This is a genomic window from Nitrospirota bacterium (genome assembly GCA_016214845.1).
GTDB lineage: Bacteria > Nitrospirota > Thermodesulfovibrionia > UBA6902 > UBA6902 > SURF-23.
The window spans coordinates 105,145-131,417 of sequence record JACRMS010000021.1; the positions used below are offsets into that span (position 1 = coordinate 105,145).

Sequence of the window (26,273 nt, forward strand, 5' to 3'; positions counted from 1 at the left end):
ATTGTTCTCCTATAATCAAAAAATTCCTCCTGAAACCACTATGACATCTCCAGGCTGTAACACAATGTCAGCACTTGCGTCACCATCAATAACGGCTTTAATGTTTACCTTGATTATGGAAAATCCACTGCTGTTATTAACAGGCCGTAAGATCTTAATCTTACTTTCAGAACCCCATTTAGTTACTCCGCCTGCCGTCGTGATGGCCTTAAAAACTGTCATATTGTTTTGAAGGACGAACTCCCCAACCTTATTATTAACCTCACCATAAATATAGAATGTTTTATTGTGCTCTATTATCAAAATGTCATCAGGCTGGAGAAGCGTGCTTTCAACTTCTTTATTTTCAATAAGCCCTTCATTCAGCTGTGCTTCCGCAAAATCTTTAAATCCACCTGGTTCTCCTTCCTGCTTTCTCCTTAATTTTATCTTTCCGTATATTCCGTTAACGTTCGCGCCGCCAGCTTCAATTAGTGCCTTTAACACTGTCGTATTGTTCTCAAGTATAAAGCGTGCAGGTCTTGCAACCTCACCTTGAACTAAGTACGTTTTATTATGCTCAACAACCATTACATCGTCAGACTGAAGAATTGTATTTTCGACTTCCTTGCTCTCTATAATTCCGTTATTAAGGTCTCCCTCGACAAAATCTTTATATCCGCCGGGCGTTCCTTCCTGTTTCCTTCTCAGCTTTATCTTGCCGTACGCTCCATTAACACCAGCACCGCCTGCTTCTATCAGTGCCTTTAATACCGTCGTATTGTTCTCAAGTATAAAACGACCGGGTCTTGCAACTTCTCCTTGAACTAAATATGTTTTATTATGCTTAACAACTAGTACATCATCAGGCTGAAGGATTGCATTTTCGACTTCTTTGCTCTCTATAATTCCGTTAATAAGGTCTCCCTCGACAAAATCTTTATATCCGCCGGGCGTTCCTTCCTGTTTCCTCCTTACTAATATTTTTCCATATAAACCTTCAGATGCTACACCACCTGCTTCTAATAATGCTTTCAATACCGTAGTCTCTTTCCTAAGTATAAATTTCCCTTTTCTTAACACCTCGCCGTCTATGTATATCTTATCTTCATCGACAACGATTATGTCATCTGGCAACAGAGGCATATATCCTTCTGCGCCTCCCTCTATAATGCTTTTAATATCTAACGTTACTTCTTTATATCCCGCTTCTCCTTTTTTCCCGCGCCTGACCTTAACCTTGCCATATAAGCCATCGGTGCCTCCAGCAATTGATATTGCCTTTACCACCGTAAGACCTTCATCAAAAACGATCTCTCCGATCCTTTTGGTATCACCGTAAACGTACACTTTCTGATCATTTGATTGCAGCAGCGACACTGAAACAATGGGATATTTTAAATATCCCTCGCTGAGACGTTTTGCTATTTCCTTCTCAACTTCATCGATATTTTTCCCTTTCACATAAACTGATCCTATATAAGGGAAGGTGATTGAGCCATCATTTGCCACTTTTACACTGGTCCTCAGGTCCGGATGATCAAGTACTCTTATCTCTATTACATCATGTGCATTAATCTTAGATAATACGCTTGCAGAGGCCTTAACTTGCGCAGATGCCGAGGTTTTAGTATCGTCGGCTGCAAAGCTTTTAGTCTCAAAAGCTGCGGCAAAAATATTCAATGACACTATAGCAATAAATATACGAATCATATTCTTCAAGGTATTGCCCCCTTATTATTTTACTTCTGCAGTAATAACATTTCTTAAACTCTAAAATTCCTATTAACAAATCTTTAACTGCCTTGCATAAACAAACGACAGACTGATTCCTCTATGGAATTAAAATGCCTTAGTCATTCCAAGGGATATAGAATTCTTGTTGTATCCTCCGATGTTATTTGTCGTGGTGAAATGAGAATAATTATATGCTAATGTTGCATTGAAATTTTCCAGGATTTCATAGGAAAGTGAAAAGTTTACTCCAAGAAGTGTATTATTAATATCTAAATTAACAAGTGTGCCCTTGCCGTAAAAACCTGAAAAAGAACTATTCAGTTTTTCCGATAACAAAAGTTGTATGCTGGCGGTAGTTTGCCAATTACTGAAAATATCATTGCTGTCAGGAAGTGATTCCTCATTTTCTAAGAATGAAAGAGTTGCGTTTGTGTTTTCATTTATTTCATCAGTCAAGGAAACATTGATATACTGAGTACTGCTTCTATTGTTTTCGGTAGAAGTCGAATCAAGCCCTACGCTTCCATCAAAATATAGCCTGGGGGTTATATTTTGTTTCAAACCCATAGTGGCTCTATTAATAATACCGGCACTGCCATTAGAATAAGCATACGAAAAAGAAATGACAGTATACGCACTATACAAGTAATTTAAATCAAGACCATAAGTATTTTGCCACCAATTACTTTCATTTGCTTCAATAGTTCTGTTTTGTGAATAATTGTACTTTGCAGTTACCGTAAAATGCTCGCTTAAATTTTTTGTATATACAAAGCCATAATTATTAGAAAATGATTCATGTCTTGGCCTGACCATCCCAAATTCCTTCTCGAAAGAGTCGGGGGAGAAAGAATGAGAAAAATTATAGCTCAAAAAAATGTTATCGTATTCAGAAAACTCATTTTTAAAACTAAAAGTTAAATCTTCAGAAGAGTTCTTTATATCTTTAAACCTTGACTGTTGTCGGTGGTTTACAGTTCCTCCTAAATTCAACATTCTTCTTTTACTCTCATATAATGCATCCATCCTAAGAGTCAATGCTGTTATAAAATCCTCCTTCTTATCTACATCTGAAAAAGTTAAGTTATCATCATATGTTTCGGTAATAGTGCTGGAAATCTTTAAGTCTAATCCATTATATTGGAATGCATGGACACCTGTAGACACAAAAAAAAGCAAAAAGGCTATCAAGTAACCTTTTGCAACTATCAGTAGATGACATCTTTTTTTCACTCTCACATTAATAAAGATTTTTTATTATATAATAATTCCATAAAATTTTCCTATAGCTGGAATCTCTGTTATATGATTTCATAATCAACCAGTCTAAGTCCAAGTTAATCTTCTCAAAGTCTTGCTTATTAAGTTTACTACCTATGATAAAAACGATTATATCTCAACTTAACCGTATGACATATCACATTATTGTGCTAAGATATGTCTAATGCTAAAAATTAAAATCTGCGGAATAACTAACACCGATGACGCCTCAGCGGCGATCGAATATGGCGCTGATGCGTTAGGTTTTGTTTTCTATCAGAAAAGCCCTCGCTATATAACTCCCGAAACAGCAAAAACTATTATCTCGTCGCTGCCGCCTTTTATAAAAACGGTTGGAGTCTTCGTTGATAAAGAAAAAAAAGAAGTTGAGAAAATCACCGCTTATACGGGATTAGATTTGATACAGTTTCACGGTTCTGAACCCCCGGAGTACTGTTCTACCAGCAGGAAAGTTATTAAAGCTCTCAGAGTAAAAGAACTATCCGATCTTGAGCCCTTAAAACGTTACAAAACTGCGTCGGCATTTCTGCTTGATACGTATTCCTCCGAGACAATTGGCGGAACAGGACAGATATTTAACTGGGAGATTGCTATTGAGGCCAAAAAATTCGGACGGATAATTCTCGCAGGCGGGTTGACTCCTGAAAATATCGAGGAAGCGGTAAAGCTGGTCCAGCCATATGGTGTTGATGTAGCTTCCGGTGTCGAAGGCAGTATTAAGGGCAGAAAGGACCACAAAAAACTGCGGTTGTTCATTGAAAGAGCAAGGGGTGCGTCTTTAAAACATTATTTATGAATGATATGTCAGTTGCAAATGTATCAACGCCTGACAGGACCCTTCTTAACAAAACAGAAATAGAAAAAATATTAGGCCTGCCTTTCACCAATAATAACAATGTCAGGCTATTACAAAGCGGACAGGAAGTCTTTCAGGCAATCCTCGATGCTGTTTCAACTGCCCTGCATACTATCTGCATTGAATTTTATATCTTTAAGGACGATGATACAGGCAATAAGCTTTCATCTTTGCTTAAAGAAAAATCCCGGCAAGGCGTCAGTGTCTACCTGCTGTATGACCATTTCGGGTCATTCCTCACCTCCCGGAATTTTTGGTCTGATTTAAAAAAAGAAGGTGTAAAGGTCAGGGTATCTCATCCTTTTAAATTGTCATCGCTTAAAAGTTATATTTATCGTGATCATAAAAAGCTCCTGGTGATCGACGGTCAAAAGGCATTTATGGGCGGATTCAATATTGCCGACGAATACTACAGGTTTTTTAGAAAGAAGAAAAAGATATGGCGCGATATGGGGATTTACCTTGAAGGCCCAATCACCTCTTCCTTGCTCGACATTTTCAGTAAAAGCTGGAAGACCTGGAAAGGCGAGCTTATTAAATCGCCAATAGAGCACCCGCAACCAACACACGGCGTCCCAGTTATCCCCATCTTTGTCAGTTCAGCCAGGGCAAGAAGAAAGATGAGGAGGCTGCTTCTTTACAGTATTAAAAACTCAAAAGAGAGCATATTACTGACAACCGCCTATTTCATCCCGAGCAGAAGGATACTCAGGGCGCTGATACGCGCGGCTCAAAGAGGCGTAAACCTCAAGCTACTTCTTCCGGGGAAAACAGATGTCCTTTCGGTCTTCTACGCCGGCAGAAGTTATTATGCCCGGCTGCTAAAGGCAGGGGTTGAAATATATAATTATCAGGGAGCGGTGCTTCATTCCAAGACCTCGGTATTTGACGGTTGCTGGAGTGTAATAGGTTCCGCAAACCTCGACTTTCAATCTCTGCGGAGAAATGAGGAAAGCAATGTTGGAATTTTCGACATGGAATTCAGCAGGCAGACAACAGAGGTTTTCCAGAACGATCTTAAGAGCTCAATCAAAATAGATGCTGAGACATGGTCAAGGCGTCCTTTGCATCAGAAGTTTCTTGAAAAGTTCTTTTACTTGATCATACGAAAATTATAATTATCACACCAAATATTCGCATACTTTTTCCGGTTATTGTTATTCTCCTTTACTGTGATATAATAGTGATTTGCAAAATTCAATCATTAAGGACTTGCTGAATTTATGAATGAAAAAGTTCCTGACAACAAAGGTCATTTCGGCATTTACGGAGGTAGGTTTGTCCCCGAAACCCTCATGCCCGCGCTCATTGAGCTTGAAGCCGCATACAGGAAATACATAAAGGACAGGACCTTTCTTGAAGAATTGCGCTCGCTTCAAAAAGATTTTATAGGAAGACCGACCCCGCTGTACTTTGCAAAGAACCTCACTGAAAAACTCGGCGGGGCAAAAATCTACCTCAAGAGAGAAGACCTCTGTCACACTGGCGCCCACAAGATCAATAACGCCCTTGCCCAGGCCCTGCTTGCAAAGAGGATGGGGAAAAGCAGGGTAATCGCGGAGACCGGCGCGGGACAGCACGGTGTTGCCACTGCAACAGGCGCTGCGTTAGCCGGGCTTGAATGCGAAATATACATGGGAAGCGAAGATATAAGACGGCAGGCGTTGAATGTTTTCAGGATGCGACTGCTTGGCGCAAAGGTCACGGAAGTGAACGTGGGTTCAAAGACATTAAAAGACGCGATCAATGAGGCCTTGAGAGACTGGACGACCAATGTCGGCCATACTCATTATGTCTTAGGGACGGCGTTTGGGCCCCATCCCTACCCTGTGATGGTAAGAAATTTTCAGTCGGTAATAGGCAATGAGGCGAAAAAACAAATATTACAAGCTGAGAAAAAACTGCCTGATCGCCTGATCGCCTGCGTCGGCGGTGGCAGTAACTCCATCGGATTATTTTTTGCGTTCCTTAAAGACAACATCAGAATGATCGGCGTTGAGGCCGGAGGGCATGGGATTGCATCAGGCGAGCACGCGGCGCGTTTCGCTGGAGGCTCTCTCGGCGTCTTTCAGGGATGTAAAAGTTATCTGCTGCAGGATGATGACGGCAATGTGCTCGGCACGCATTCGGTTTCCGCGGGACTTGATTACGCATCAGTGGGGCCTGAACATTCTTTTCTCAGGGACCTAAAAAGGATTGAATATACCTATGCCACTGACGAAGAGGCCTTGAAGGCCTTTGAGCTGTTGAGCAGAACTGAAGGCATCATCCCGGCGCTTGAATCCGCACACGCGGTTGCTGAAGCATCCAAGGTAGCTCCGGCCCTGCCGAAAGATTCCGTCATCATTGTAAACCTCTCAGGCAGGGGTGATAAAGATGTGCAAGAAGTGGCAAAGATAAAAGGAATAGAGTTGCAATGAGCAGGATAACTAAAACATTTATAAATCTCAGATCATCGGGCAAGAAGGCCCTTATCCCCTACATTATGACGGGAGACCCTTCGCTTGAGGCCACAAAAAAACTTGTCGCGGATATTGGGGAAGCAGGGGCGGACATCATTGAACTCGGGGTCCCTTTCAGCGATCCTCTCGCAGACGGCCCTACAATACAGAGGGCGCATGAGCGGGCATTACAAAATGGCGTAACTTTGCGAAAGGTCCTTGCGCTTGTAAAGGAGATCAGACAAAGCTCTGAGGTCCCGCTGATTCTCATGACGTACTACAATCCGGTCTTTAAATTCGGCATCGAGGCATTTGCAAGGGAAGCATCCGTCGCAGGCGTTGACGGTGTAATAATCCCTGACCTGATACCTGATGAGGCGGATGATTTCATAAAGGCCGCGCGTCAATTCAAACTTGATACCATTTTCCTGCTTGCTCCAACAAGCACGCTGGATAGAATCAAGAAAGTCGTAAAGGCCGCAACGGGCTTTATTTACTATGTATCCATCACGGGCATCACCGGAGCAAAACTTTCAATCGGGGACCCGATGAAAGACACACTTGAAATTATTAGAAGCAATACAAGCAAACCGGTAGCCGTAGGTTTTGGAATTTCAACACCCGAGGAAGCTGCGGCAGTATCAAAACTCGCTGAAGGCGTTATCATCGGCAGCGCAATAGTAAGATTGATCGCCGAAGGAAAAGATATCAAAGATTTTGTGAGGAGAATTAAAAAGGGGATCGGGGATTAGGGATTGGTTTTTTTACCGACCCCTGACTACTAACCCCTAACTACTGTCTTTATATGGCCTGGTTTAAGAAAAAAGAACAACCTGCGATTGCAAAGAAGGTCAAAGTCCCGGAAGGGCTCTGGGTAAAGTGCAATTCCTGCAAGGAGATCATCTACCGTAAAGAGGTGGAGAAGAACCTGAAGGTATGCCCTAAATGCAACTACCACTTCAGGATTTCCGCCAAGGAACGTATATCGCTGCTTGTAGACGAAAACAGCTTTGTCGAAATTGGGGAGAACCTGATATCCAAAGACCCCCTCAATTTCAAAGACCAGGTCACATACAGGGACCGTCTCGGCGAGTATCAGAAAAAAACGAGCAACAAAGACGCCGCGATGGCCGGCAGCGCCCTGATAGGCAACCATAAGACAATGCTCGTCGTCCTTGATTTTGAATTTATGGGCGGCAGCATGGGTTCGGTTGTCGGCGAGAAGTTTGTTATGGCCGCTGAAAAGGCCGCCGAAGAGGAATTGCCGTTAATATCCGTTGCCTCATCCGGAGGCGCAAGAATGCACGAAGGGATTATCTCTCTCATGCAGATGGCAAAAACCTCAGCCTCAATAGCAAGGTTTAAAGAAAAACGAATGCCCTTCATATCAATCCTTGCCGATCCGACCTTCGGAGGGGTATCAGCAAGTTTTGCGATGCTGGGAGACATAATGATCGCGGAACCCAAAAGCCTGATAGGCTTTGCTGGACCGAGGGTAATCGAGCAGACGATAAAACAGCAATTGCCCGAGAACTTTCAAACCGCGGAATTCCTGCTCCAGCACGGGATGATCGACATGATCGTCCCCAGAAAAGAGTTGAAGCAGACCATTATTAAACTTTTGTCATTGACCACCGGTAACAGTAACATAGAAAAATAGACACCCTGACCCTCTCCCGCAAGGGGACAGGAACTTTATTTCTACATTATCATGACCACTGATTTTCAAAAATACGACTCGACAGTAAGTTATTTATACAGCCTTCAAAAACACGGAATAAAATTGGGGCTGGAAAATACAAAGAGGCTGATGGGCCTTCTTGGAGGGCCACACAAATCTTTCCGCTCCGTGCATATAGCCGGGACCAACGGAAAAGGTTCCACTTCCGCTGCGATTGCATCCATTCTCAGGGAGAACGGTTTTAAGGTCGGCCTGTTCACCTCTCCTCATCTGGTCAGTTTTACGGAAAGGATACGGGTAAACGATCAGCGCATTGAGGAGTCCGAGGTCATTAATATAGCGGCGATGATTCGCGATCTGCTAACAGGGACTGATCTGAACCCGACTTTTTTTGAGTTTGTCACCGCGATGGCGTTTTACTGCTTTGCGCAAAACAAAGTTGACTGGGCTGTGATTGAGACCGGGATGGGCGGAAGGCTCGACTCTACGAACGTCATTCTTCCTGAGGTAAGCATTATCACCAACATAAGCCTCGACCACTGCGAGTTTCTCGGCGACAGCATCTCTGAGATTACATTTGAGAAGGCAGGCATTATTAAATCAGGGGTGCCGGTTATAACATCCTCGTCAGAGCCTGAGGTTGTTCAACAATTGTCTGACATAGCAGGAAGCCTCGGCTCCGCGGTCCATGTCTACGGCAAGGATTATAAAGGCGCGCTTACCGGGATGGATTACAAACAGATTAACTTTGATTACAGCGGCTATAATAATTACGGCAATCTCTTGATGTCACTGTCCGGGAGATATCAGCTCTACAATGCCTGCACCGCGGTGCGCGCGTGTGAAGTTTTGAGAGAAAAGGGGTTCACCATTTCAGACGCTTCGATCAGGCAGGGCCTGCTCAATATCAAACTCGAAGGCAGGCTGGAAAAGGTGTTGGAGTCGCCGCCCATTTTCATTGACGGCGCTCACAATCCTGAGGCTGCCGCTTCACTTGCTGAATCAGTCCGGGAACTTTTTTCTGATAAGAAAATTATCCTGATAGCCGGGATCATGGACGACAAGGATGTCGATGGGGTATTGAAACCTCTTGTCCAGATCGCTGAATCAGTAATACTGACAAGGCCCAGATATGATCGCGCGGCCTTGCCTGAGAGACTTGAAAACATCATAATCAGCCTAAAGAAATCAGGCATGAATATTACCAATTCGATAACTAAAACCGACACCATCTCCGGGGCCCTGAATATTGCAAAAGACCGGTGCAGTGATGACAATATTATTCTCGTAACCGGGTCGTTCTATACAACTGGAGAAGTGAAAGAGGTATTAGGCAGCACAGGAGTTTTTACAACGTTAAGAGAACAAGTGGAAAATAAGGAAGTGAAAAAGTGAAAGAGTTCGGTGTTTGGAGATTGAAGCTAACTTCCCCTTTTACTAAAGGGGGTTTAACTTTCCTCTTTGCTCTCTGCTCTCTGCTCTTATCATCTCCCTCCGCCTCTGCCGAAGGAATGGCTGATATTACCGCTGACCATATGGAACACCTCGCTCAAACCAATACCTACATTGCAACCGGCTCAGTCAAGATAGTCTTTGAAGATTCCACGCTGACCGCTGATGAGATGTTCCTTGACGGAAATACATCTGATGCTGTTGCCTCAGGCAATGTGGTCCTCGAGGACAAGGATTCTGTCATAAAGGCAGATAAGATTGAAATGAATTTAAAGACCAAACTCGGCGTGGTTTACAACAGCAATATTTTCTACAAGAAACGCAATTTCCACATTCAAAGCGGGAACATTAAAAAGATCGGTGATAAAACTTTCTATTTTGACAGGGCCTCGGTTACGACTTGCGATGCGGAGGTGCCTGCGTGGAGTTTTTCAGGGAGAGACGTCGAGATCACTCAGAACAAAAGTTTAAGCGCGTGGCACGGCACCTTCAATGTCAAAGACTTCCCTGTCCTGTATTCTCCATATACATGGGTGCCTCTTCTTCAAGACCGCCAGACCGGGCTTCTGCAGCCGTCCTTTGGTTACAGCAGCACAAGAGGGCAGTCTTACAGACAGGGGTTCTTCTGGGCCATAAAAGAAAACCAGGACGCGACCATATATCTTGACTATTATTCCGAGCTGGGATTCGCGGAGGGCCTTGATTACCGTTATGCATTAACACCTGAAACATACGGCGAGTTATGGTATTACCGCACGAGAGACAATGAACCTGTCAGAGAGCTCTCGGAATTCAAGTCCTATAATAACGCGGAGCTTCCGTATGATATTTCAAGCTATTTGAAAGTTCACACAGTGAGCGATTTCGATTACTATGAGAGGATGGATTCAACGTCTTTGAACAGGTTCGGGCTGTCATCATGGGGAGCAACGAACCCTTTCGGGTTTGCCTCAGAGGAGAGGTATCAAAAATATCTTGAATCGGACCTGCAGTTGTCCAGGCCTTTTTATAACGGAAGGGTATACCTGCTGGCCCAGACCAGGCAAAGCCTCGAAGGCAGGTCCAATGAAATACCCCAGAGCCTTCCTGAAATAGGCCTCGTGCTTAATACGCAGTCTATGGGAGATTTCTCTTTTAACACATCGCTCAAGGGTGTAAATTTCTGGAGGAGAGACGGGCAGAAAGGCCAGAGGTTTGACATCAACCCGAACCTCTATTTCAGCTATGGCAGGCTGATAAATATCACCCAGAAAATAGGGCTGCGCGATACAGCATATTTCCTGGAAGATCCTGACGTAAGCGAAAACAGATTCATCTATGACCTCAGCACAACATTAACAACAAAGTTCTACAAAAAATACTCTTCGTTGGTCCATATCATCGAGCCGTCGGTGGAATATGAATACATACCTTCAACATTCGATGAGGACATCTCCTTCTTCGATTCTACAGATTCCATTGCTAAAACAAACGGTATCAATTACGCGCTTACTAACAGGGTGTCCGGCCTGGCCCCTTTAAACCTGGAAGCCAGATTCAGGCTTTCGCAGAGCTTCAGCCTGTTTAATGATGACAAAAGATTCTCTCCGGTGCTCGCGGAAGCGGTAATGTCAAGCAATCATGTGACGCTGCAGCTTAATGCTTCATATGATATCGATGAAAGACGGATGTCGGAAAATATCGCCTCTTTGATACTGAGGAACTCGATCGGTTATGTCGGTGTAGGTGAAAATCTCCGGGAAGCCACACAGCTTGATCAAGTTACTTTTGAGACAGGCCTGAGCAATCCTATAAAGTTCTTCAATATATCTCTTCCAATAGATGTAGGAGGGAAAATATGGTATGACCTGAACGGGCACAACACCCAGGAATATGACATCCAGGGCGTTTATTCTCATCAATGCTGGCGCCTGGCGCTTGCCTATATAAAAAGGATCACCGATTACCAGATAATATTTACAATAGAGTTTAAAGGAATAGGCACCATAGGCACTTCAAGCACTACAGGAATGGAAGGTTCAAAGATAGAGCCGATAATGCCGGTAGGGCTGCCGATGGAATATTAAACTCTTTATCCAAAAACGGCAGTTATATCCACAGATTTCACAGATAAAGACAACGATATAAATTAGACAGGCAAATTTTATATATTCACTCAACAGGTTAAAGACAAAAAAACTAATCAGGCTTTTTTAACAAATCTGTGATAATCTGCGTTAATCTGTGGATAATGATTTTTTTATCAATCGTCCTGGAATATCTTTCCGGGATTCAAAATACCATAGGGGTCAAAAGTCTTCTTGATCGCCTTCATCATCTCAATACTTGTTTCTGAAAGCTCCATCCCAAGAAATTGTTTCTTTGTAAGTCCAACGCCATGCTCGCCTGATATTGTCCCTTCCAGACTGAGCGTGGCTTTAAAAATATCCTCAACCGCCTTCCCTGCCCTTTCGTATTCTTCCCTGTCATTCTTGTCCGTCATCACATTGACGTGAATATTTCCATCGCCTGCATGGCCGAAGTTTACTATTTTCAGATTGTATCTTTCAGAGATTTCCCTCAATGACTGAAGCATCTCAGGTATCCTTCCGCGGGGCACAACGATGTCCTCGTTGATCTTGGTGGGTTTAATGCGGTAAAGCGCTGGAGAGATCGCCCTCCTCGCCTCCCAGAGGCGCTGCTGGGCAAAGATGTCCTCGGCTATGCTGACCTGACCGTTTTGTGAAGTGCAGATCTTCGCGATCTTTTCAGCGTCCTGCATGGCAGCGGCATGTGAGCCGTCCACCTCAATCAGCAACATTGCCTCCGCTTCCATCGGCAGTCCGAAATTCTTGTAATTTTCAACCGCGCGCACAGACTCTTCATCCATGAATTCAAGCACCCTGGGGATTATTCCCGAAGAGGTGATTTTTGTTATCGCAAACGCTGCTTCATCCAGCCGTGAGTACGTGCATAAAAGGGTCACTGTTTCTTCGGGCATGGGCAGTATCTTCAAAAATATCTTCGTCACGACACACAGCGTCCCTTCAGAACCGACGATAAGGCGCGTCAGATCATATCCGACAACGTTCTTGTAAGTTTTTCCGCCAGTCATCATGACCCTGCCGTCGGGAAGGACAACTTCAAGCCCAAGCACGTAATCCCTTGTAACACCGTATTTTACCGCCCGCGGCCCCCCTGCGTTTTCAGCAACGTTCCCGCCTAAAGTGCAGAAGTTCATGCTTGCGGGGTCAGGTGGATAAAAGAGGCCCTTCCCTTCAAGCTTTTCCTGCAAGTGGCCATTGATCACACCCGGCTCGACAACGGCGATCATATTTTTGTCATCAATATCGAGTATCCTGTTCATGCCGTCAAGGGAAAGGATGATCGCGTCGTTCAAAGGCACAGCGCCTCCGGTCATCCCGGTCCCGGCGCCGCGGGGCACAACCGGCGTCCTTTGCTTGTTCGCATACGCAACGACTTTTGAAACCTCGTCCGTGCTCACCGGTTTTACGATCGCGGAAGGAGCGCCCTGCATCGAGGACGCGTCGAACCCGTAGCAGAAGAGGTCCTCTTTGTCGTTTGAAAGCCTCTCCGGCAGGGGAAAAGCGTTTTCGTCTTTTTTCTTGAAGATTTTAAAATCCATGATGGTTTAATTATAACTGAAAATTGCGTTTAAGAAACCACAGAGTTCACCCGGCGGTTAATTGTATTATGCGGAAGACACGATCTTCATACTTATGTCAGCGGCAGGAGCGGAATGCGTGAGCGCGCCGACAGAGATCAGGTCTACACCTGTCTCTGCAACGCCGTGGATATTTTCCAGGCTTATATTGCCTGATGCCTCTATCAGCACAGCCGGGTTCTTTTTGCGGATTATCTTCACGGCATCTCTCATCTGACTGACGTTCATGTTATCAAGCATTATAATATCTGCGTTTACTGAAAGCGCTTCATGTACTTCAGCGATATTTTTCACTTCAACTTCGATCTTTAATAGCTGATGCGACTTTGAACGCGCAAGTTTAACAGCTTGCCCTATCCCGCCCGCCGCAGCGATATGATTGTCTTTAATAAGCACGCCGTCAAAAAGCCCGTAGCGATGATTATGTCCTCCGCCCATTCTCACGGCGTATTTGTCAAAGTAGCGGAGGCCCGGCGCGGTCTTGCGCGTATCGAGAATTTTTACCTGCAAACCCTTTACCTGCCGGACGTATTTATCTGTGAGAGTGGCGATGCCTGACATCCGTTGAAGCAGATTGAGCGCGACCCGCTCAGCCATTAAAAGACTTCTCGTGCTGCCGCTGATGTTGGCAATAACGGTTTGAGCCTTTACCCTGCTGCCGTCTTTTTTGAGGGGTTTAAATTTTATGTTTTTGTCTATTAATTGAAAAGTCCTCTCCGCAAATGGAAGTCCCGCAAGGACCAGATCAGACTTGGCAATTATCGCTGCGCTGGAAAAACGCCTTTCAGAAATGAGCGCAGATGTTGTCACATCCCCGTTGCCAATGTCTTCATGCAGGGAATTGAGAATAATTCTGTCTGTGAAATTTAAATTATTCATTTTCATACGTCTTTATTAACTCTTACTAACCACAGAGACACAGAGAAAACAAGAAAAATTTTTTTATTACTTCAAGTCTTTTTTCTCAGTGCCTCCGTGTCTCTGTGGTTTCCTCTCATCTCTTCGACAATAACTTCACCAACCCGAACACGCCGCCGATTGCGGCGCCGAAGGCAAGAGCGGACTTCCAGTCAAATAGAGTTGTTACATGCCCTTCAACGTTATTGGCCACCACGATAAGCGCTGAAGTATTTTCTGAAGTTATATTGTTGGCCACCATGACACCGACGTTGCTCTTGCTGACCTCGTCAATCCCGTCGGCAACAGTGATAACGGAACAGGATGAATTCAGAGAGGCATTTTCGGCAACAGCAACAAGGCTGATGCTTTTCTTCATATTTAACGCCTCGGCTTTCACAACGCAGGCCGCGCCCTGAGTGACATCGATATTTTCTCCATCTACTGTCATAGAGCACACCCGCTGCATTTCAATATGCCCGCCTTCAACCGTCCTGACTGAACTGTTCTTTATGTTAATAAACTCGCCTTCCACGACCTGAGCGTCACCTTTTTCAAGTTCCACTGTCTCCCTGCTCATCAGATTTACCTCCATTGATTAAGTTTATCAATATTACCCTGTATTGATTTTAACTTCTCCATATAATCATTGTACTTGTTTTTGTTCTCCTCAACCACCGCTTGCGGGGCCTTACTGATAAAGGCCTCGTTGCGGAGCTTCCTGTCAACAAACTGGATGTCCTCTTCGATCTTACGTCTCTCTTTATTCAGCCTGCTGATCTCCGCGTCAAAATCGAACAGGCCTTCAAGCGGTACAAATATCTCAAACGCAGGCTTGATCGCGGTGGCCGCGTGTTTAGGCGCCTGGATGTCGCTACTGATCTTTATGTCCTTTGCCTTTGCAAGCTTGGCTATATAGGTAATGTTTTCATTCAGGGTCGCCTCCGCGTTATTGGATGCCCTTATCAATGCCTGAAGTTCAAGCGAAGGCGAGAGATTCAGTTCGCCCCTGATGTTCCTGATAGCGGTCACTGCATCCATCACAATGTTGAGTTTTTCCTCCGCCGTCTTGTCCTCAATGCCTTCTTCAGCAGATGGATATTGGCGGATGCAAAGGCTGTCATCATGCCTTTTGCACGGCAGTTGCTGCCAGATCTCTTCCGTGATGAAAGGCATGAAAGGATGCAGGAGTGCAAGTGATACTTCATATACGTGGACCAAAGTGCTGATCGCAGCTTTTTTCGAGTCCGCGTTTTCGCTGTACAGCTCCGGTTTGATCAACTCAACATACCAGTCACACAGTTCGTGCCAGATAAATTGATACAGAGCACTTGACGCGTCATTGAACCTGTACTCTTCAAGTGATTTATTAACATCCGCGCAGACAACAGAAAGCCTGCTAAGTATCCACCTGTCGGCAAGGCTGAGGTTTTTGACCTTTATTGAAAGCGATGTTTCCTCTCCTTCCGTTACGTTCATGGAAATGAATCTCGCCACATTCCATATCTTGTTCAGGAAATGCCTGTACCCCTCAACCCTCTGCTCGGAAAACTTTATGTCCCTGCCCTGCGCGGCGTACGCGGCGAGCGTGAACCTGAAAGCGTCCGTGCCATACAGCTCCGTCATCTTGAGGGGGTCCACAACATTGCCCTTTGACTTGCTCATCTTCTGGCCTTCCGCGTCCCTGATGAGGGCGTGGATATAAACGTGCCTGAACGGTTCTTCTTTCATGAATTTAAGGCCCATCATCATCATACGCGCAACCCAGAAGAAGAGGATGTCGAAACCCGTTATCAAAACGCTGGTCGGGTAAAACGTTTTCAGATCGTCAGTGTCCTCAGGCCAGCCCAGAGTGGAAAACGGCCAGAGCGCTGACGAGAACCATGTATCAAGCACGTCCTCGTCCTGGACCAATTCCTTGCTTCCGCATTTGCACGCTGACGGTGTCTCCCTTGATACAATGACCTCCGCGCATTCCTTGCAATACCATACCGGGATGCGGTGTCCCCACCAGATCTGCCGCGATATGCACCAGTCCTTTATATTCTCCATCCAGTCGAAGTAGCTGTTCTCCCAGCCTGTTGGAATGATCTTGACCTGTCCTTCTTTCACCGCCTTCATCGCCTCTTCAGCAAGCGGCTTTATTTTCACGAACCACTGATTTGAAAGATACGGCTCGACAATTGTCTTACATCTGTAGCAATGGCCGATTGCCATCGCGTGGTCAGTAACTTTCTCAAGATGGCCCAAGTCTTCGAGGTCTTTCAGTACATTCTTCCTGCACTCAAACCGGTCCTGCCCTTTGTACGGGCCTGCCTCCTCGGTCATCTTGCCGTCGCCTGTTAATAAGTTGATGAACGGCAGGTTGTGCCTTTTGCCCATTTCAAAATCATTGGGGTCGTGCGCGGGCGTCACCTTTACCGCTCCTGTGCCGAAAGATGCGTCGACAAATTCATCCGCGATGATCGGGATGTCCCTGTTGATTATCGGCAGCCGCACCATTTTGCCGATGAGGTGTTTGTATCTCTCGTCCTCGGGATTCACTGCGACAGCGGTATCACCGAGATAAGTTTCGGGCCTTGTTGTTGCAACGGTAATATGCCCGTCCTGGTCCGCAAAATTATATTTGATGTAATAAAGCTTGCCCTGCTTGTCCTCGTGCTCCACTTCGAGATCGGACAACGCGGTGTGACACCGGGGACACCAGTTGATGAGATATTCGCCCCTGTATATCAGCCCTTCTTCATAGAGCCGGACAAATACCTCACGCACTGCCTTTGATAATCCCTCATCAAGCGTGAACCTTTCCCTGCTCCAGTCGCATGACGCGCCCATGCTTTTTAATTGATTTATTATCGTGCCGCCATAGAGCTTCTTCCATTCCCAGACCTTCTCAATAAATTTCTCCCTGCCAAGCGCGTGCCTGTCAGTGCCCTGCTTCTGCAGGTCTTTCTCGACAACGTTCTGTGTCGCGATACCGGCATGGTCTGTTCCCGGCAGCCATAATGTATTAAACCCTGACATCCTCTTCCACCTGATCATGATGTCCTGAAGAGTAATATCAAGCGCGTGTCCAATGTGCAGGGAGCCGGTAACATTCGGCGGCGGGATGACTATGCAGTAAGGAGGCTTCTCGCTTTTACCCTCTGCCCTGAAATATTCATTCTCAATCCAGAAGTCATACCACTTCTTTTCAATGTCTTTCGGCTCGTATCTTTTCTCAAGCATGTCTGATCCTGTCTCCTGTGAACTCTATTGAATTATCTCAAACGCAACAACGTAAGTCTAATAATACTTCAAGCGATAATTGTGACATTTTATTAAACCTTATTTCAATGCTACAATACAGGCACGCTGATAAAACGCAATGAACCACAGAGACACGGAGGCACGGAGAAAAATTAAACTGAGTTAATCCACAGATTGCACAGATTTACACAGATCGATTTAGTGCCTGTCCATAAACTGACTGTTTTATTTTCGTCATGCCAGAAGTCAGTAATCGGGCATCCAGAACTACTGAAAAGACTGGATTCCCGCTCAACAGACTACGGGAATGACAGTTTAATGTTTGAGTTTATGGCCAAAGTCTTTCCTTTTAATCTGTGTCATCTGCGAAATCTGCGGATAAAATCTTTTCTGTGGTTTTTAAGGAGACTGAATTGAAAAAACTGCTTTTAATATTACCGAAGAGTGAACGTGGTTACTGGGGAAAGGTATCAAGATCGGGCAAGGCAGGATTTGTGCGCCTGAGCCTGCCGGCAGTTGCCGCGCTTACTCCGTCAGATTGGGATGTGGAAATTCTGGACGCCCGCACCACACCTGTTGATTTCGACAGGAAGGCTGACCTTGTCGGGATCACGGCCTTCACCGCCGAGATACCGAGCGCATACGCCATCGCCGACGGTTTCAGGGAGAAAGGCGTAACAGTGGTCATGGGCGGTATTCATGTATCAGCCCTTCCCGACGAAGCGCTTCAACACACTGACAGCGTGGTCGTTGGTGAGGCAGAGGGCGTGTGGGGGCAACTGCTTCAGGACTTTGAGAAAGGGCAGATGAAACCCGTTTACCACGCAGAGTCTTTGATCGATATGAAAGGCATGGCCGTTCCACGCAGGGACCTTCTCGACAAAAATATTTATACATCATACAACACATTGCAGGCTACACGCGGGTGTCCGTTTAACTGCGAGTACTGCGCGGTCACGGCTTTCTTCGGAAATAAATTCAGGACACGGCCACTTGTCGAGGTCATTCATGAGATAAAAAGTTTTCAGGGCAGGGACTTCTTTTTCGTTGATGACAACATCACCGGACATCCGAAATTCGCAAAGGAACTTTTCAGAGCGCTCATCCCGTTGAAGCGCATCTGGGGAGGACAGACCACGATCAACTTCGCGAAAGATGATGAGCTGCTTTCACTCTATGCAAAGAGCGGGGGCAAATACGCGTTCATCGGTTTTGAGACCCTCTCCGAAACCAACCTCAAGAAGATGAGTAAATCATGGAACTCGCCTGACGGCTACAAAGAGGCGATAAGGAAAATACACAGGGCAGGCATCAATGTGATCGGGAGTTTTATTTTCGGACTGGATGAAGACGACGCTTCAGTATTTGAAAGGACCTTCAACTTCATCATGGAGAACAATGTAGACGCCGCGCAGTTTCACATACTCACCCCTTTCCCCGGTACCAAGCTTTATACGGCAATGGAAAAAGAAGGAAGGATAACAGACAGGGACTGGGCCAAATATCACACCGGCGAAGTCATATTCAAGCCGAAAAATATGACCGCCGAAGAACTCCAGCAGGGCTACTTCTGGATATTCCGTGAGACATACAGGTGGAAAAATATGCTGAAAAGAAGTCTGCGAAGCCCGCGAAACCTCCCCATCAGGATCGGCACGAATTTCAGCTACAGGAACAAGGCCAGAAAAATGCCGGAAGTTTGCGCGTTGTAAATTTCCTAACTGATATCTGTTAACACGCTGAAACTGTATGCCCATACCATCTTGACAGTGCATGTCATACAATGTAAACATATACTATGATTCATTACGAAAGTGAGGTCAAAAAAGCTGTAAAGAAAGGAATATTGCCTAAAGAGATATTTACACGATTCAATAATGCATTTATCGCACTTGAAACAACCGGAGATTTAGGATTATTCGATATTAAGAAATTAAAGTCATCGGAGAAGAGAACGTACTATCGTTTGCGAAAGAGTAAATACAGGGCAATATTTTACATTGAGGATAATGATTATTATGTTATCTCTATTGAAAAGAGAGAGGAGGTATACAGGCAATGGGAGTAATATCTATCAGATTTAATAGTGATGAGGAGAAGATATTGAAGAAATTATCTGACCATTTTCATGAGGATAAATCTGCTTTGATAAAAAAATCATTAGTAGAGTTATATGAGAATGTCTTAGACTTGAATACTATAGCGAGATACGAGGAAAGAGAAAAGAAGAAAAAAGTATCCTTTACTACTGCCGAGGATATTTTAAAAGAGTCCAGGAATTGATATGCCTCATTCAGACCAGACGTCCAATTCAAACTGGACCATTCTTTTTATCTGCTGGCTGATAGCAGTCATCTCTGCGCTGGGGAGCCTGTTTTTCAGCGAGATAATGAAATTCGCCCCCTGTGTTTTGTGCTGGTATCAGAGAATCTGTTTGTTCCCCTTAGCGTTAATATTGACAGTGGGACTCTTCCCCTTTGATAAAAGCGTTGTTAAATTTGCCCTTCCGTTAGCGATAGCGGGATGGTTCATCGCGCTCTATCATAACCTTCTATATACCGGGATCATTCCCGAAAGCATACAACCCTGCAGTCAGGGCGTTTCATGCACGGAGGACTACATCAAATTGTTCGGTATTTTCACAATTCCTATGCTGGCGTTAATGTCATTTTCAACCATAGCAGCGTTATTATTTTTGTTAAAGAGGAGGCTTTCCAAATGAAAAAACAAAAAGCAGTTAAGAAGCAGAAACCGATAGAAAAACAGAAGACAATGAAAAAGCAGAACATAGTTTTAATCTCAGCGATCTGCCTGGTGATCGTGTTTGCGCTCGGCAGCTATTTCTACAAGACGCAGCAGTCAGAAAAGCTGAGCTTTATGGCCAGAGAAAACGCTTCAACGTTTGTCAGGGATTATTCACTGACACTCGGCAGTAATGATGCGAAAGTTTATATCGTGGAATTTTTTGACCCCGCGTGTGAAACCTGCAGAGATTTTCATCCTTTCGTTAAAAACCTGATGGCTGAAAACCAGGGCAAAATGAAGCTTGTTCACAGGTACGCGCCTTTTCATCCCGGCTCAGATTATTTTGTAAAGATACTGGAAGCGGCGAGGAAACAGGGGAAGTATTGGGAGACCCTGGAGGCTATGTTTAATAGTCAGCATATCTGGGCAAGCCATCATAATCCCCAGCCTGAATTAATATGGCAATTCCTCCCGCAGGCGGGACTGAATATTGAGCAAATAAAAAATGATATGAACGATCCTGAGATTGCCAAACATATCGCGCAGGACCTTGCAGACGCCAACGCTCTCAATGTCAGGCAGACACCTGAATTTTTTGTGAACGGCAAGCCCCTTCCAAGCTTCGGTTACAGCCAGTTAAGAGAATTGGTAGAAGCCGAAATTCGGGCAAATTATTAGAGCTGAATTGGACAAGACTGCATGAATGAACATTATCCTTTTTGAAGAAATAGATTATTATCAAAGTGCAGGTTGCCTATAAGAGAGAGTTTTTATACAATAATGCCATGAAAGCTTTAGAGACAATAAATCCTCTTTTCAAAAAAGAAGATATAAGCATTTGCAAAGCACATCCTATCAATGCTCAAAGCTCAGGCTTCAGACTTCACTATGAACACCCTAATGGGAAACTTTACCAGGGGGACAGTATCGCATGGCTGAATTCACTAAAAGATGAAAGCATAGACTTAATATTCGCCGACCCTCCATATAACATCAACAAAGCGGATTGGGACAGCTTTGAAAGTCAGGAGCATTATATAGAGTGGTCATTAAAATGGATTGAACCGTCAGCAAGGATTTTAAAACCGCACGGCTCATTATACATCTGCGGGTTTTCAGAGATCTTGGCCGACCTCAGACATCCAACTTCAAAATACTTTAAATCATGCCGCTGGTTGATATGGCATTACAAGAACAAAGCAAATCTCGGTAACGACTGGGGACGCTCCCACGAAAGCATTGTTCACTTTCGCAAGTCTTCAAAAGTCAAATTGAACGTTGACGACATTCGCATTCCATATGGAGCGCATACACTGAAATATCCGCTGCACCCGCAGGCTGTTACCAGTCAGTACGGCAACGGCGAACACCGGGAACATTGGAAGCCAAACCCAAGAGGCGCAAAACCAAAAGATGTTATAGACATCCCGACTACCTGCAATGGAATGGGAGAAAAAACACCTCACCCCACACAAAAGCCGGAAGAGCTTGTTCGCAAATTTGTTTTGGCTTCTTCCAATAAAGGCGATGTTGTCCTTGATCCTTTTTCCGGTTCAGGCACAACGCTTGTCGTAGCAGAGCAATTAGGCCGCAAATGGTCAGGATGCGAGATAAACGCACCGTATAACGAATGGGCAATTGAGCGAGTGGAACACGTCAAGAGTATGTCGGTAGAAGACTGGATCGAGCATGACAGGAAAGTGCAAGAGAGAAGAGAGTCTATCCGGTGACATTATCGAAGATAATCAAGATTGCATCAAACAAGGAAAAGTTTTTAACTCTCAAAGATTATATCGAGTTTTGCAAGCTATATTTAGAATTTGCCGCTGCCGGACTTCAAGCTGTCATTGTATCTCAGAATGAAAACCACTATCGTTTTTACCAGTACAAGAAAGACGGCCATTTCAACATTACCCGGCCAATCAATTCAAATCTAATGTATGGATTTTCTGATGTCTCAAATTTTGAAAAAGAGTTTTTGAAAATCCTCCACTCTGTTAGAGACATTCCAGCAGATGACAACCGTAACCGCGAATTGATAAAGCGGGGCATTTACACTGTTCAACAATCAATCGGTTCAGCGCTTGACGCTTTACCTGCCGGAGCATCGAACATAGCCAGAAAGGTCAACGGAGATCTCTTTGAGAGGTTTATCCAACTGTTGATTAAAGAAATAGGGGTCAAGTGCAAAACGGGAACAGTCCAAGTTCCGGTAAGTGGATTCCAGTTTAACATGAGCTATCAGCATGACCTTCTTCTATACAAGGATGACAATTTGAAAGTCATCGGGTCAGTGAAGACATCGAGCAAGGACAGAATTGATAAAATATTTCTTGATAAATTTCTCTACTGCAAACTGACAAATACCATGCTACCGCATATAGCTATCTTTCTTAATGATGTGCAGAGAAAAAACAGTAAGCGGCAAGATGAGTATGGAATAAACGCTACATTCCTACCCGGACATTTCAAGGCATTTACAGTCAAATTAAACCCTCTTGACGGTGTTTATTACTGTGACATAAGACCGAATATGGAGACAGACGACCTCCTGAAAAAACATATCAGAACAATAGACCACTTTTTCTGTTCCGATATTTGGTCATTCATAGAAAGTTCGTAGAGCCCTAAATGTTCCACATCGGGTAACGAAATACTCGTAGTGACAACCCCCTGTGGTTGCCCTTGATTAAAACTAAATGAACATTATCCTTTTCAACGAAACAGATTATTATCAGAATAGAGATGCGATCAGGTTGTCTGATCACAGGTTCGATCATATTTCGGAAGTTTTAAGATCGAAAAAGAATGACCTGTTACAAGTAGGACTGATAAACGGCAAGCTGGGGACCGGGAAGGTCATAGAGATAACAAAACAGTTTATTGATATTTCAGTGACCCTGGATAAGGACCCTCCTTTACCGGCCTCCCTGACTTTATTATTAGCGCTGCCAAGGCCGAAGATATTGAAAAGGACTTTAAGACACGTAACCACTTTGGGTGTTAAAAAAATATTCTTGATAAATTCATTCCGGGTAGATAAAAGCTACTGGCAAACTCCTGTCCTTGGCCGGGAGAAGATAAGAGATATTTTTCTGAACAGCCTGGAACAGTCCTGTGACACTATCTTGCCGGAGCTTTCTCTGAAACCTTTGTTCAAACCTTTTGTCGAAGACGAATTGCCGGACATTATAAAAAATACAATCCCCGTGCTCGCCCATCCGAAAGCCGCTAACAAGCTGGTTGATACTTCAGGAAAACACTTTACACTGGCAGTCGGGCCTGAAGGCGGATTTATCCCTTACGAAATAAATAAATTAAAGGAATGCGGATTTGAAGAATATAATTTTGGTAAAAGAATTTTACCAGTTGAAACCGCTGTGCCTGGTATTATTTCAATATTGACCATGTAGATTGTCATTGTCCGGCTTGACCGGACAATCCAGAACCTGTCGGAAAGACTGGATCCCCCGATCAAGTCGGGGGATGACAGAGAAAGCGTGGACTTACTTGGTATTCCCATCCCCTAACTTCTTCTTCATCTCAAACAATTTATTCAGCGCCTCAAGCGGGGTCATGCTCATTACATCAAGCCCGAGGAGTTCTTTCATCACAGGGTCAGCCTGTGTTGTAAAGAGGTCAAGCTGGTTGACCTTTGCCACTTCAGGAGACGGAGGATGGGAAGTGTACGCGAGCTTTGGCGTGCCAAGTTCATTGAGCTCCGATTTTTCAAGGTTGGACAAGATCTCTTTCGCGCGTTCAATTGTGGAAAATGGAAGCCCGGCAAGGCGCGCGACCTGAATGCCGTAACTTTTGTCAGCGGCGCCTTCTTCAATTCTCCTGAGGAAAATTATCTCATCGCCCCACTCTTTCACAGCGACGTTCAGATTTTTTATCCCGTCGAGTATCAGCGAGAGTTCAGTGAGTTCGTGGTAATGCGTAGCAAAGAGCGTCCTTGCCCTCAACTCCTTTGCGATAAATTCCACGACCGCCCACGCGATGCTGATGCCGTCAAAGGTGCTGGTCCCCCTTCCCACTTCATCCAGCAGAATGAGGCTCTTCCTTGACGCGTTGTTTAAAATATTCGCGGTCTCAATCATCTCCACCATGAACGTGCTCTGCCCTTTTGTTATGATGTCGGAAGCGCCGATCCTTGTGAATATCCTGTCGACTATCCCAACCTTCGCCTCTCTGGCGGGGACGAAACTCCCTATCTGCGCCATCAGCACGACAAGCGAGATCTGTCTCATGTACGTTGACTTGCCTGCCATGTTGGGGCCTGTGATTATTGATATGTTGTTCGCGGCAGAATCTATCAATGAATCGTTCGGAATAAATTTTTCCCCTGCCGACAATCTCTCGATCACGGGATGCCTGCCTTCAATTATCTGGATCACATCGCCGTCATCAACGAGCGGGCGTTCGTAATTATATTTTTTCGCGATATAGGCGAAGCTGTGCAGGGCGTCAAGCTCCGCGATCGCGGCTGATGTCCTCTGAAGTTTCTCCGTCTCGGCGGCAATGGTGTCTCTTACCTTGATGAAGACATCGTACTCAAGGTTCTTCAGCCGTTCCTCCGCGCCAAGTACCTTTGCCTCGTAGTCCTTCAGTTCAGGAGTGATATATCTCTCGCCGCCAACGAGCGTCTGTTTCCTGATAAAGTCAGCGGGCACCTGCGTGAGATTCGCCTTTGTGATCTCGATGTAGTAGCCGAAGACTTTGTTGTAGCCGACCTTCAGCGATGAAATACCTGTCCGCTCTCTTTCCTTTGACTGGAGATTGGCAATGAAATCCTTTCCGCTGCTGCTTATCTCGCGCAGCTCGTCTATCTCGGTATTAAAACCTTTTCTTATCAGGCCGCCGTCTTTCAGGGTGAATGGAGGGTCATCGGAAATCGCCTTTTCAATGAGGATTTTTACATCTTCAAGCACGTCGATCTGTCTCTCAAGAGATTTGATCGTCCTGTTATCGTATTCCTGAAGAAGGGCTTTCAGCTCAGGTAATCTCGTCAGGGAATTCCTCAATGATAAAAGGTCCCTCGCATTGGCGGTACCGCTGCCGATACGGGAGGCAAGCCGCTCGATATCGTATATCTCTTTTAAATGCGTTTGTATTTTTGAAAATCTGCCCGTATCAGACATCAGGGAGCTTACCGCGTCCTGTCTCCCCGATATCTCGTGCGGGTCAAGCAATGGATTAAGCAGCCATGCGCGCAAAAGCCTGCCGCCCATCGGTGTGAACGTTTCATCTAAAACCCACAGGAGGCTTCCTTCTGTTTCGCCGCCGCGCATGTTCTTAGTGATCTCAAGGTTCCTCAGCGTTGCCGCGTCAAGCAGCATATGTGATGAGCGCCTGAGCACGCTTATCTTTTTGAACGCGAGCATGTCCTTCTGCGTCTCTTCAAGATAATTTAAAAGCGCGCCTGCAGCGGAGATGCCGACTATCATGCCTTCGCACCCGTAGCCGTCAAGCGATGAGACCCTGAAATGCTTGATCAGCTTCCTGTACGCCTCTATGTAATCGAAGTACCAGTCGTCATATGTCGTGAGATAGTAGTCGCTGAGGTTGTCAATTATCGATGAATTGCTTTTGAAGCTGAACGGGTATAAGATCTCCTTCGGCTGAAACCTGTTTATCTCATCGCCGAGGGAGTTGTGTGTTTCGTAGATCAAAAATTCCCCTGTCGTGATGTCCGCGACCGCAATGCCGTAAATATTTTCCTTCTGGAAAAATCCGAGTATGTAATTGTTCTCCTTCGGATTGTCGGGAAGAAATGTCCCCGGCGTGATCACCTTGATGACTTCTCTTCTTACGATCCCCTTTGCCTCTTTGGGGTCTTCGACCTGCTCGCAGACCGCGACCTTGAAGCCTGCCCTCACAAGCTTCGCGATATAGTTGTCGGCAGTGAAATGGGGAATGCCGCACATTGGAATAGGGTCTTCTTTTGCCTTGTCTCTTGAGGTGAGCGTTATCTGCAATACTTTTGAGGCGACAACCGCGTCCTGCCCGAACATCTCGTAGAAATCTCCGAGCCGGAAGAATACGATCGTGTCCGGGTAATTGCGCTTGACGTCATGATACTGCTTCATTAAAGGGGTAAGTTCGGACATATCGTTTTAATAATAAACTTATCCGCAGATATCACAGATAAATTCAAAGTCTGTGTTAATCTGAGTAATCTGTGGATTGATTCACTTTATCTGCTTATGTGCTCTCTGTGGTTTTCTTTTAAGGAATTAAAAACTATAACATAATGGTGAAATTATAGAAAAGGGGATTTACTGCGCTTAA

The 26,273-nt window shown here is 45.0% G+C and carries 22 protein-coding genes; 15 read left to right on the top strand and 7 right to left on the bottom strand.

The genetic code is table 11. The features are described from left to right. Window positions 1-15: 15 nt before the first annotated feature. Both HZB61_06975 and HZB61_06980 read right to left on the bottom strand, forming a co-directional pair. On the bottom strand, window positions 16-1,701 hold the full coding sequence (locus HZB61_06975) for an SLBB domain-containing protein (GenBank protein MBI5056338.1): 1,686 nt from the start codon (window positions 1,699-1,701) through the stop codon (window positions 16-18). Window positions 1,702-1,821: 120 nt separating this feature from the next. After that, a complete protein-coding gene (locus tag HZB61_06980; protein ID MBI5056339.1) occupies window positions 1,822-2,949 on the bottom strand; it encodes a hypothetical protein in 1,128 nt (375 codons plus the stop codon). A gap of 211 nt (window positions 2,950-3,160) precedes the next feature. On the opposite strand from HZB61_06980, the gene HZB61_06985 reads away from it, so the two are divergent. From HZB61_06985 to HZB61_07015, 7 genes are all read left to right on the top strand, one after another. Continuing rightward, window positions 3,161-3,793: a phosphoribosylanthranilate isomerase gene (locus tag HZB61_06985; GenBank protein ID MBI5056340.1), complete on the top strand. Its 633-nt coding sequence runs from the start codon at window positions 3,161-3,163 to the stop codon at window positions 3,791-3,793. Between the two features lie 5 nt (window positions 3,794-3,798). Next, entirely contained in the window at window positions 3,799-4,971 is a 1,173-nt protein-coding gene (locus tag HZB61_06990; protein MBI5056341.1) for a hypothetical protein, read from the top strand. A 105-nt stretch (window positions 4,972-5,076) separates the two neighbouring features. Beyond that, on the top strand, window positions 5,077-6,273 hold the full coding sequence (trpB, locus tag HZB61_06995; GenBank protein MBI5056342.1) for a tryptophan synthase subunit beta: 1,197 nt from the start codon (window positions 5,077-5,079) through the stop codon (window positions 6,271-6,273). Next, complete coding sequence (locus tag HZB61_07000) at window positions 6,270-7,046, top strand: tryptophan synthase subunit alpha (protein ID MBI5056343.1); 777 nt, start codon at window positions 6,270-6,272, stop codon at window positions 7,044-7,046. Before trpB ends, HZB61_07000 begins: the two co-directional genes overlap by 4 nt. Before the next feature lie 53 nt (window positions 7,047-7,099). Continuing rightward, on the top strand, window positions 7,100-7,954 hold the full coding sequence (locus HZB61_07005) for an acetyl-CoA carboxylase carboxyltransferase subunit beta (GenBank protein MBI5056344.1): 855 nt from the start codon (window positions 7,100-7,102) through the stop codon (window positions 7,952-7,954). A gap of 51 nt (window positions 7,955-8,005) precedes the next feature. Then, window positions 8,006-9,370, top strand: a complete 1,365-nt coding sequence (locus tag HZB61_07010; protein MBI5056345.1) for a bifunctional folylpolyglutamate synthase/dihydrofolate synthase — start codon at window positions 8,006-8,008, stop codon at window positions 9,368-9,370. 116 nt (window positions 9,371-9,486) lie between these two features. Then, a complete protein-coding gene (locus tag HZB61_07015; GenBank protein MBI5056346.1) occupies window positions 9,487-11,493 on the top strand; it encodes an LPS-assembly protein LptD in 2,007 nt (668 codons plus the stop codon). Window positions 11,494-11,669: 176 nt separating this feature from the next. Here HZB61_07015 and HZB61_07020 read toward each other — a convergent pair whose 3' ends face one another. From HZB61_07020 to HZB61_07035, 4 genes are all read right to left on the bottom strand, one after another. Continuing rightward, window positions 11,670-13,052, bottom strand: coding sequence for an FAD-binding protein (locus HZB61_07020; GenBank protein MBI5056347.1), 1,383 nt, complete (start codon window positions 13,050-13,052; stop codon window positions 11,670-11,672). 66 nt (window positions 13,053-13,118) lie between these two features. After that, entirely contained in the window at window positions 13,119-13,970 is an 852-nt protein-coding gene (gene nadC / locus HZB61_07025) for a carboxylating nicotinate-nucleotide diphosphorylase (protein ID MBI5056348.1), read from the bottom strand. A gap of 115 nt (window positions 13,971-14,085) precedes the next feature. Beyond that, entirely contained in the window at window positions 14,086-14,568 is a 483-nt protein-coding gene (locus HZB61_07030) for a hypothetical protein (protein MBI5056349.1), read from the bottom strand. A 5-nt stretch (window positions 14,569-14,573) separates the two neighbouring features. After that, window positions 14,574-17,216 (bottom strand): valine--tRNA ligase, encoded by a 2,643-nt coding sequence (locus HZB61_07035; GenBank protein MBI5056350.1) that lies wholly within the window; start codon window positions 17,214-17,216, stop codon window positions 14,574-14,576. Between the two features lie 434 nt (window positions 17,217-17,650). Between HZB61_07035 and HZB61_07040 the strand changes: the two genes are divergently transcribed. The 8 genes from HZB61_07040 to HZB61_07075 all read left to right on the top strand — a co-directional run bounded on the left by HZB61_07040 (window position 17,651) and on the right by HZB61_07075 (window position 23,395). After that, window positions 17,651-18,949, top strand: a complete 1,299-nt coding sequence (locus HZB61_07040; protein ID MBI5056351.1) for a B12-binding domain-containing radical SAM protein — start codon at window positions 17,651-17,653, stop codon at window positions 18,947-18,949. 86 nt (window positions 18,950-19,035) lie between these two features. Continuing rightward, entirely contained in the window at window positions 19,036-19,305 is a 270-nt protein-coding gene (locus HZB61_07045) for a hypothetical protein (protein MBI5056352.1), read from the top strand. After that, entirely contained in the window at window positions 19,296-19,520 is a 225-nt protein-coding gene (locus HZB61_07050) for a hypothetical protein (protein ID MBI5056353.1), read from the top strand. The genes HZB61_07045 and HZB61_07050 overlap by 10 nt, the downstream gene beginning before the upstream one ends. 1 nt (window position 19,521) lies before the next feature. Continuing rightward, window positions 19,522-19,959 carry a disulfide bond formation protein B gene (locus HZB61_07055; GenBank protein MBI5056354.1) on the top strand — a complete coding sequence of 146 codons (438 nt, stop codon included), beginning with the start codon at window positions 19,522-19,524 and terminating at the stop codon, window positions 19,957-19,959. 50 nt (window positions 19,960-20,009) lie between these two features. Continuing rightward, window positions 20,010-20,660 (top strand): thioredoxin domain-containing protein, encoded by a 651-nt coding sequence (locus HZB61_07060; GenBank protein MBI5056355.1) that lies wholly within the window; start codon window positions 20,010-20,012, stop codon window positions 20,658-20,660. A gap of 107 nt (window positions 20,661-20,767) precedes the next feature. Beyond that, a complete protein-coding gene (locus HZB61_07065) occupies window positions 20,768-21,712 on the top strand; it encodes a site-specific DNA-methyltransferase (GenBank protein MBI5056356.1) in 945 nt (314 codons plus the stop codon). After that, window positions 21,709-22,605, top strand: a complete 897-nt coding sequence (locus tag HZB61_07070) for a hypothetical protein (GenBank protein ID MBI5056357.1) — start codon at window positions 21,709-21,711, stop codon at window positions 22,603-22,605. Before HZB61_07065 ends, HZB61_07070 begins: the two co-directional genes overlap by 4 nt. A 76-nt stretch (window positions 22,606-22,681) precedes the next feature. Next, entirely contained in the window at window positions 22,682-23,395 is a 714-nt protein-coding gene (locus HZB61_07075) for a 16S rRNA (uracil(1498)-N(3))-methyltransferase (protein ID MBI5056358.1), read from the top strand. A 93-nt stretch (window positions 23,396-23,488) separates the two neighbouring features. Here the strand turns inward: HZB61_07075 and mutS are convergent, their stop codons facing one another. Further along, entirely contained in the window at window positions 23,489-26,092 is a 2,604-nt protein-coding gene (gene mutS / locus HZB61_07080; protein MBI5056359.1) for a DNA mismatch repair protein MutS, read from the bottom strand. Window positions 26,093-26,273 lie beyond the last annotated feature (181 nt).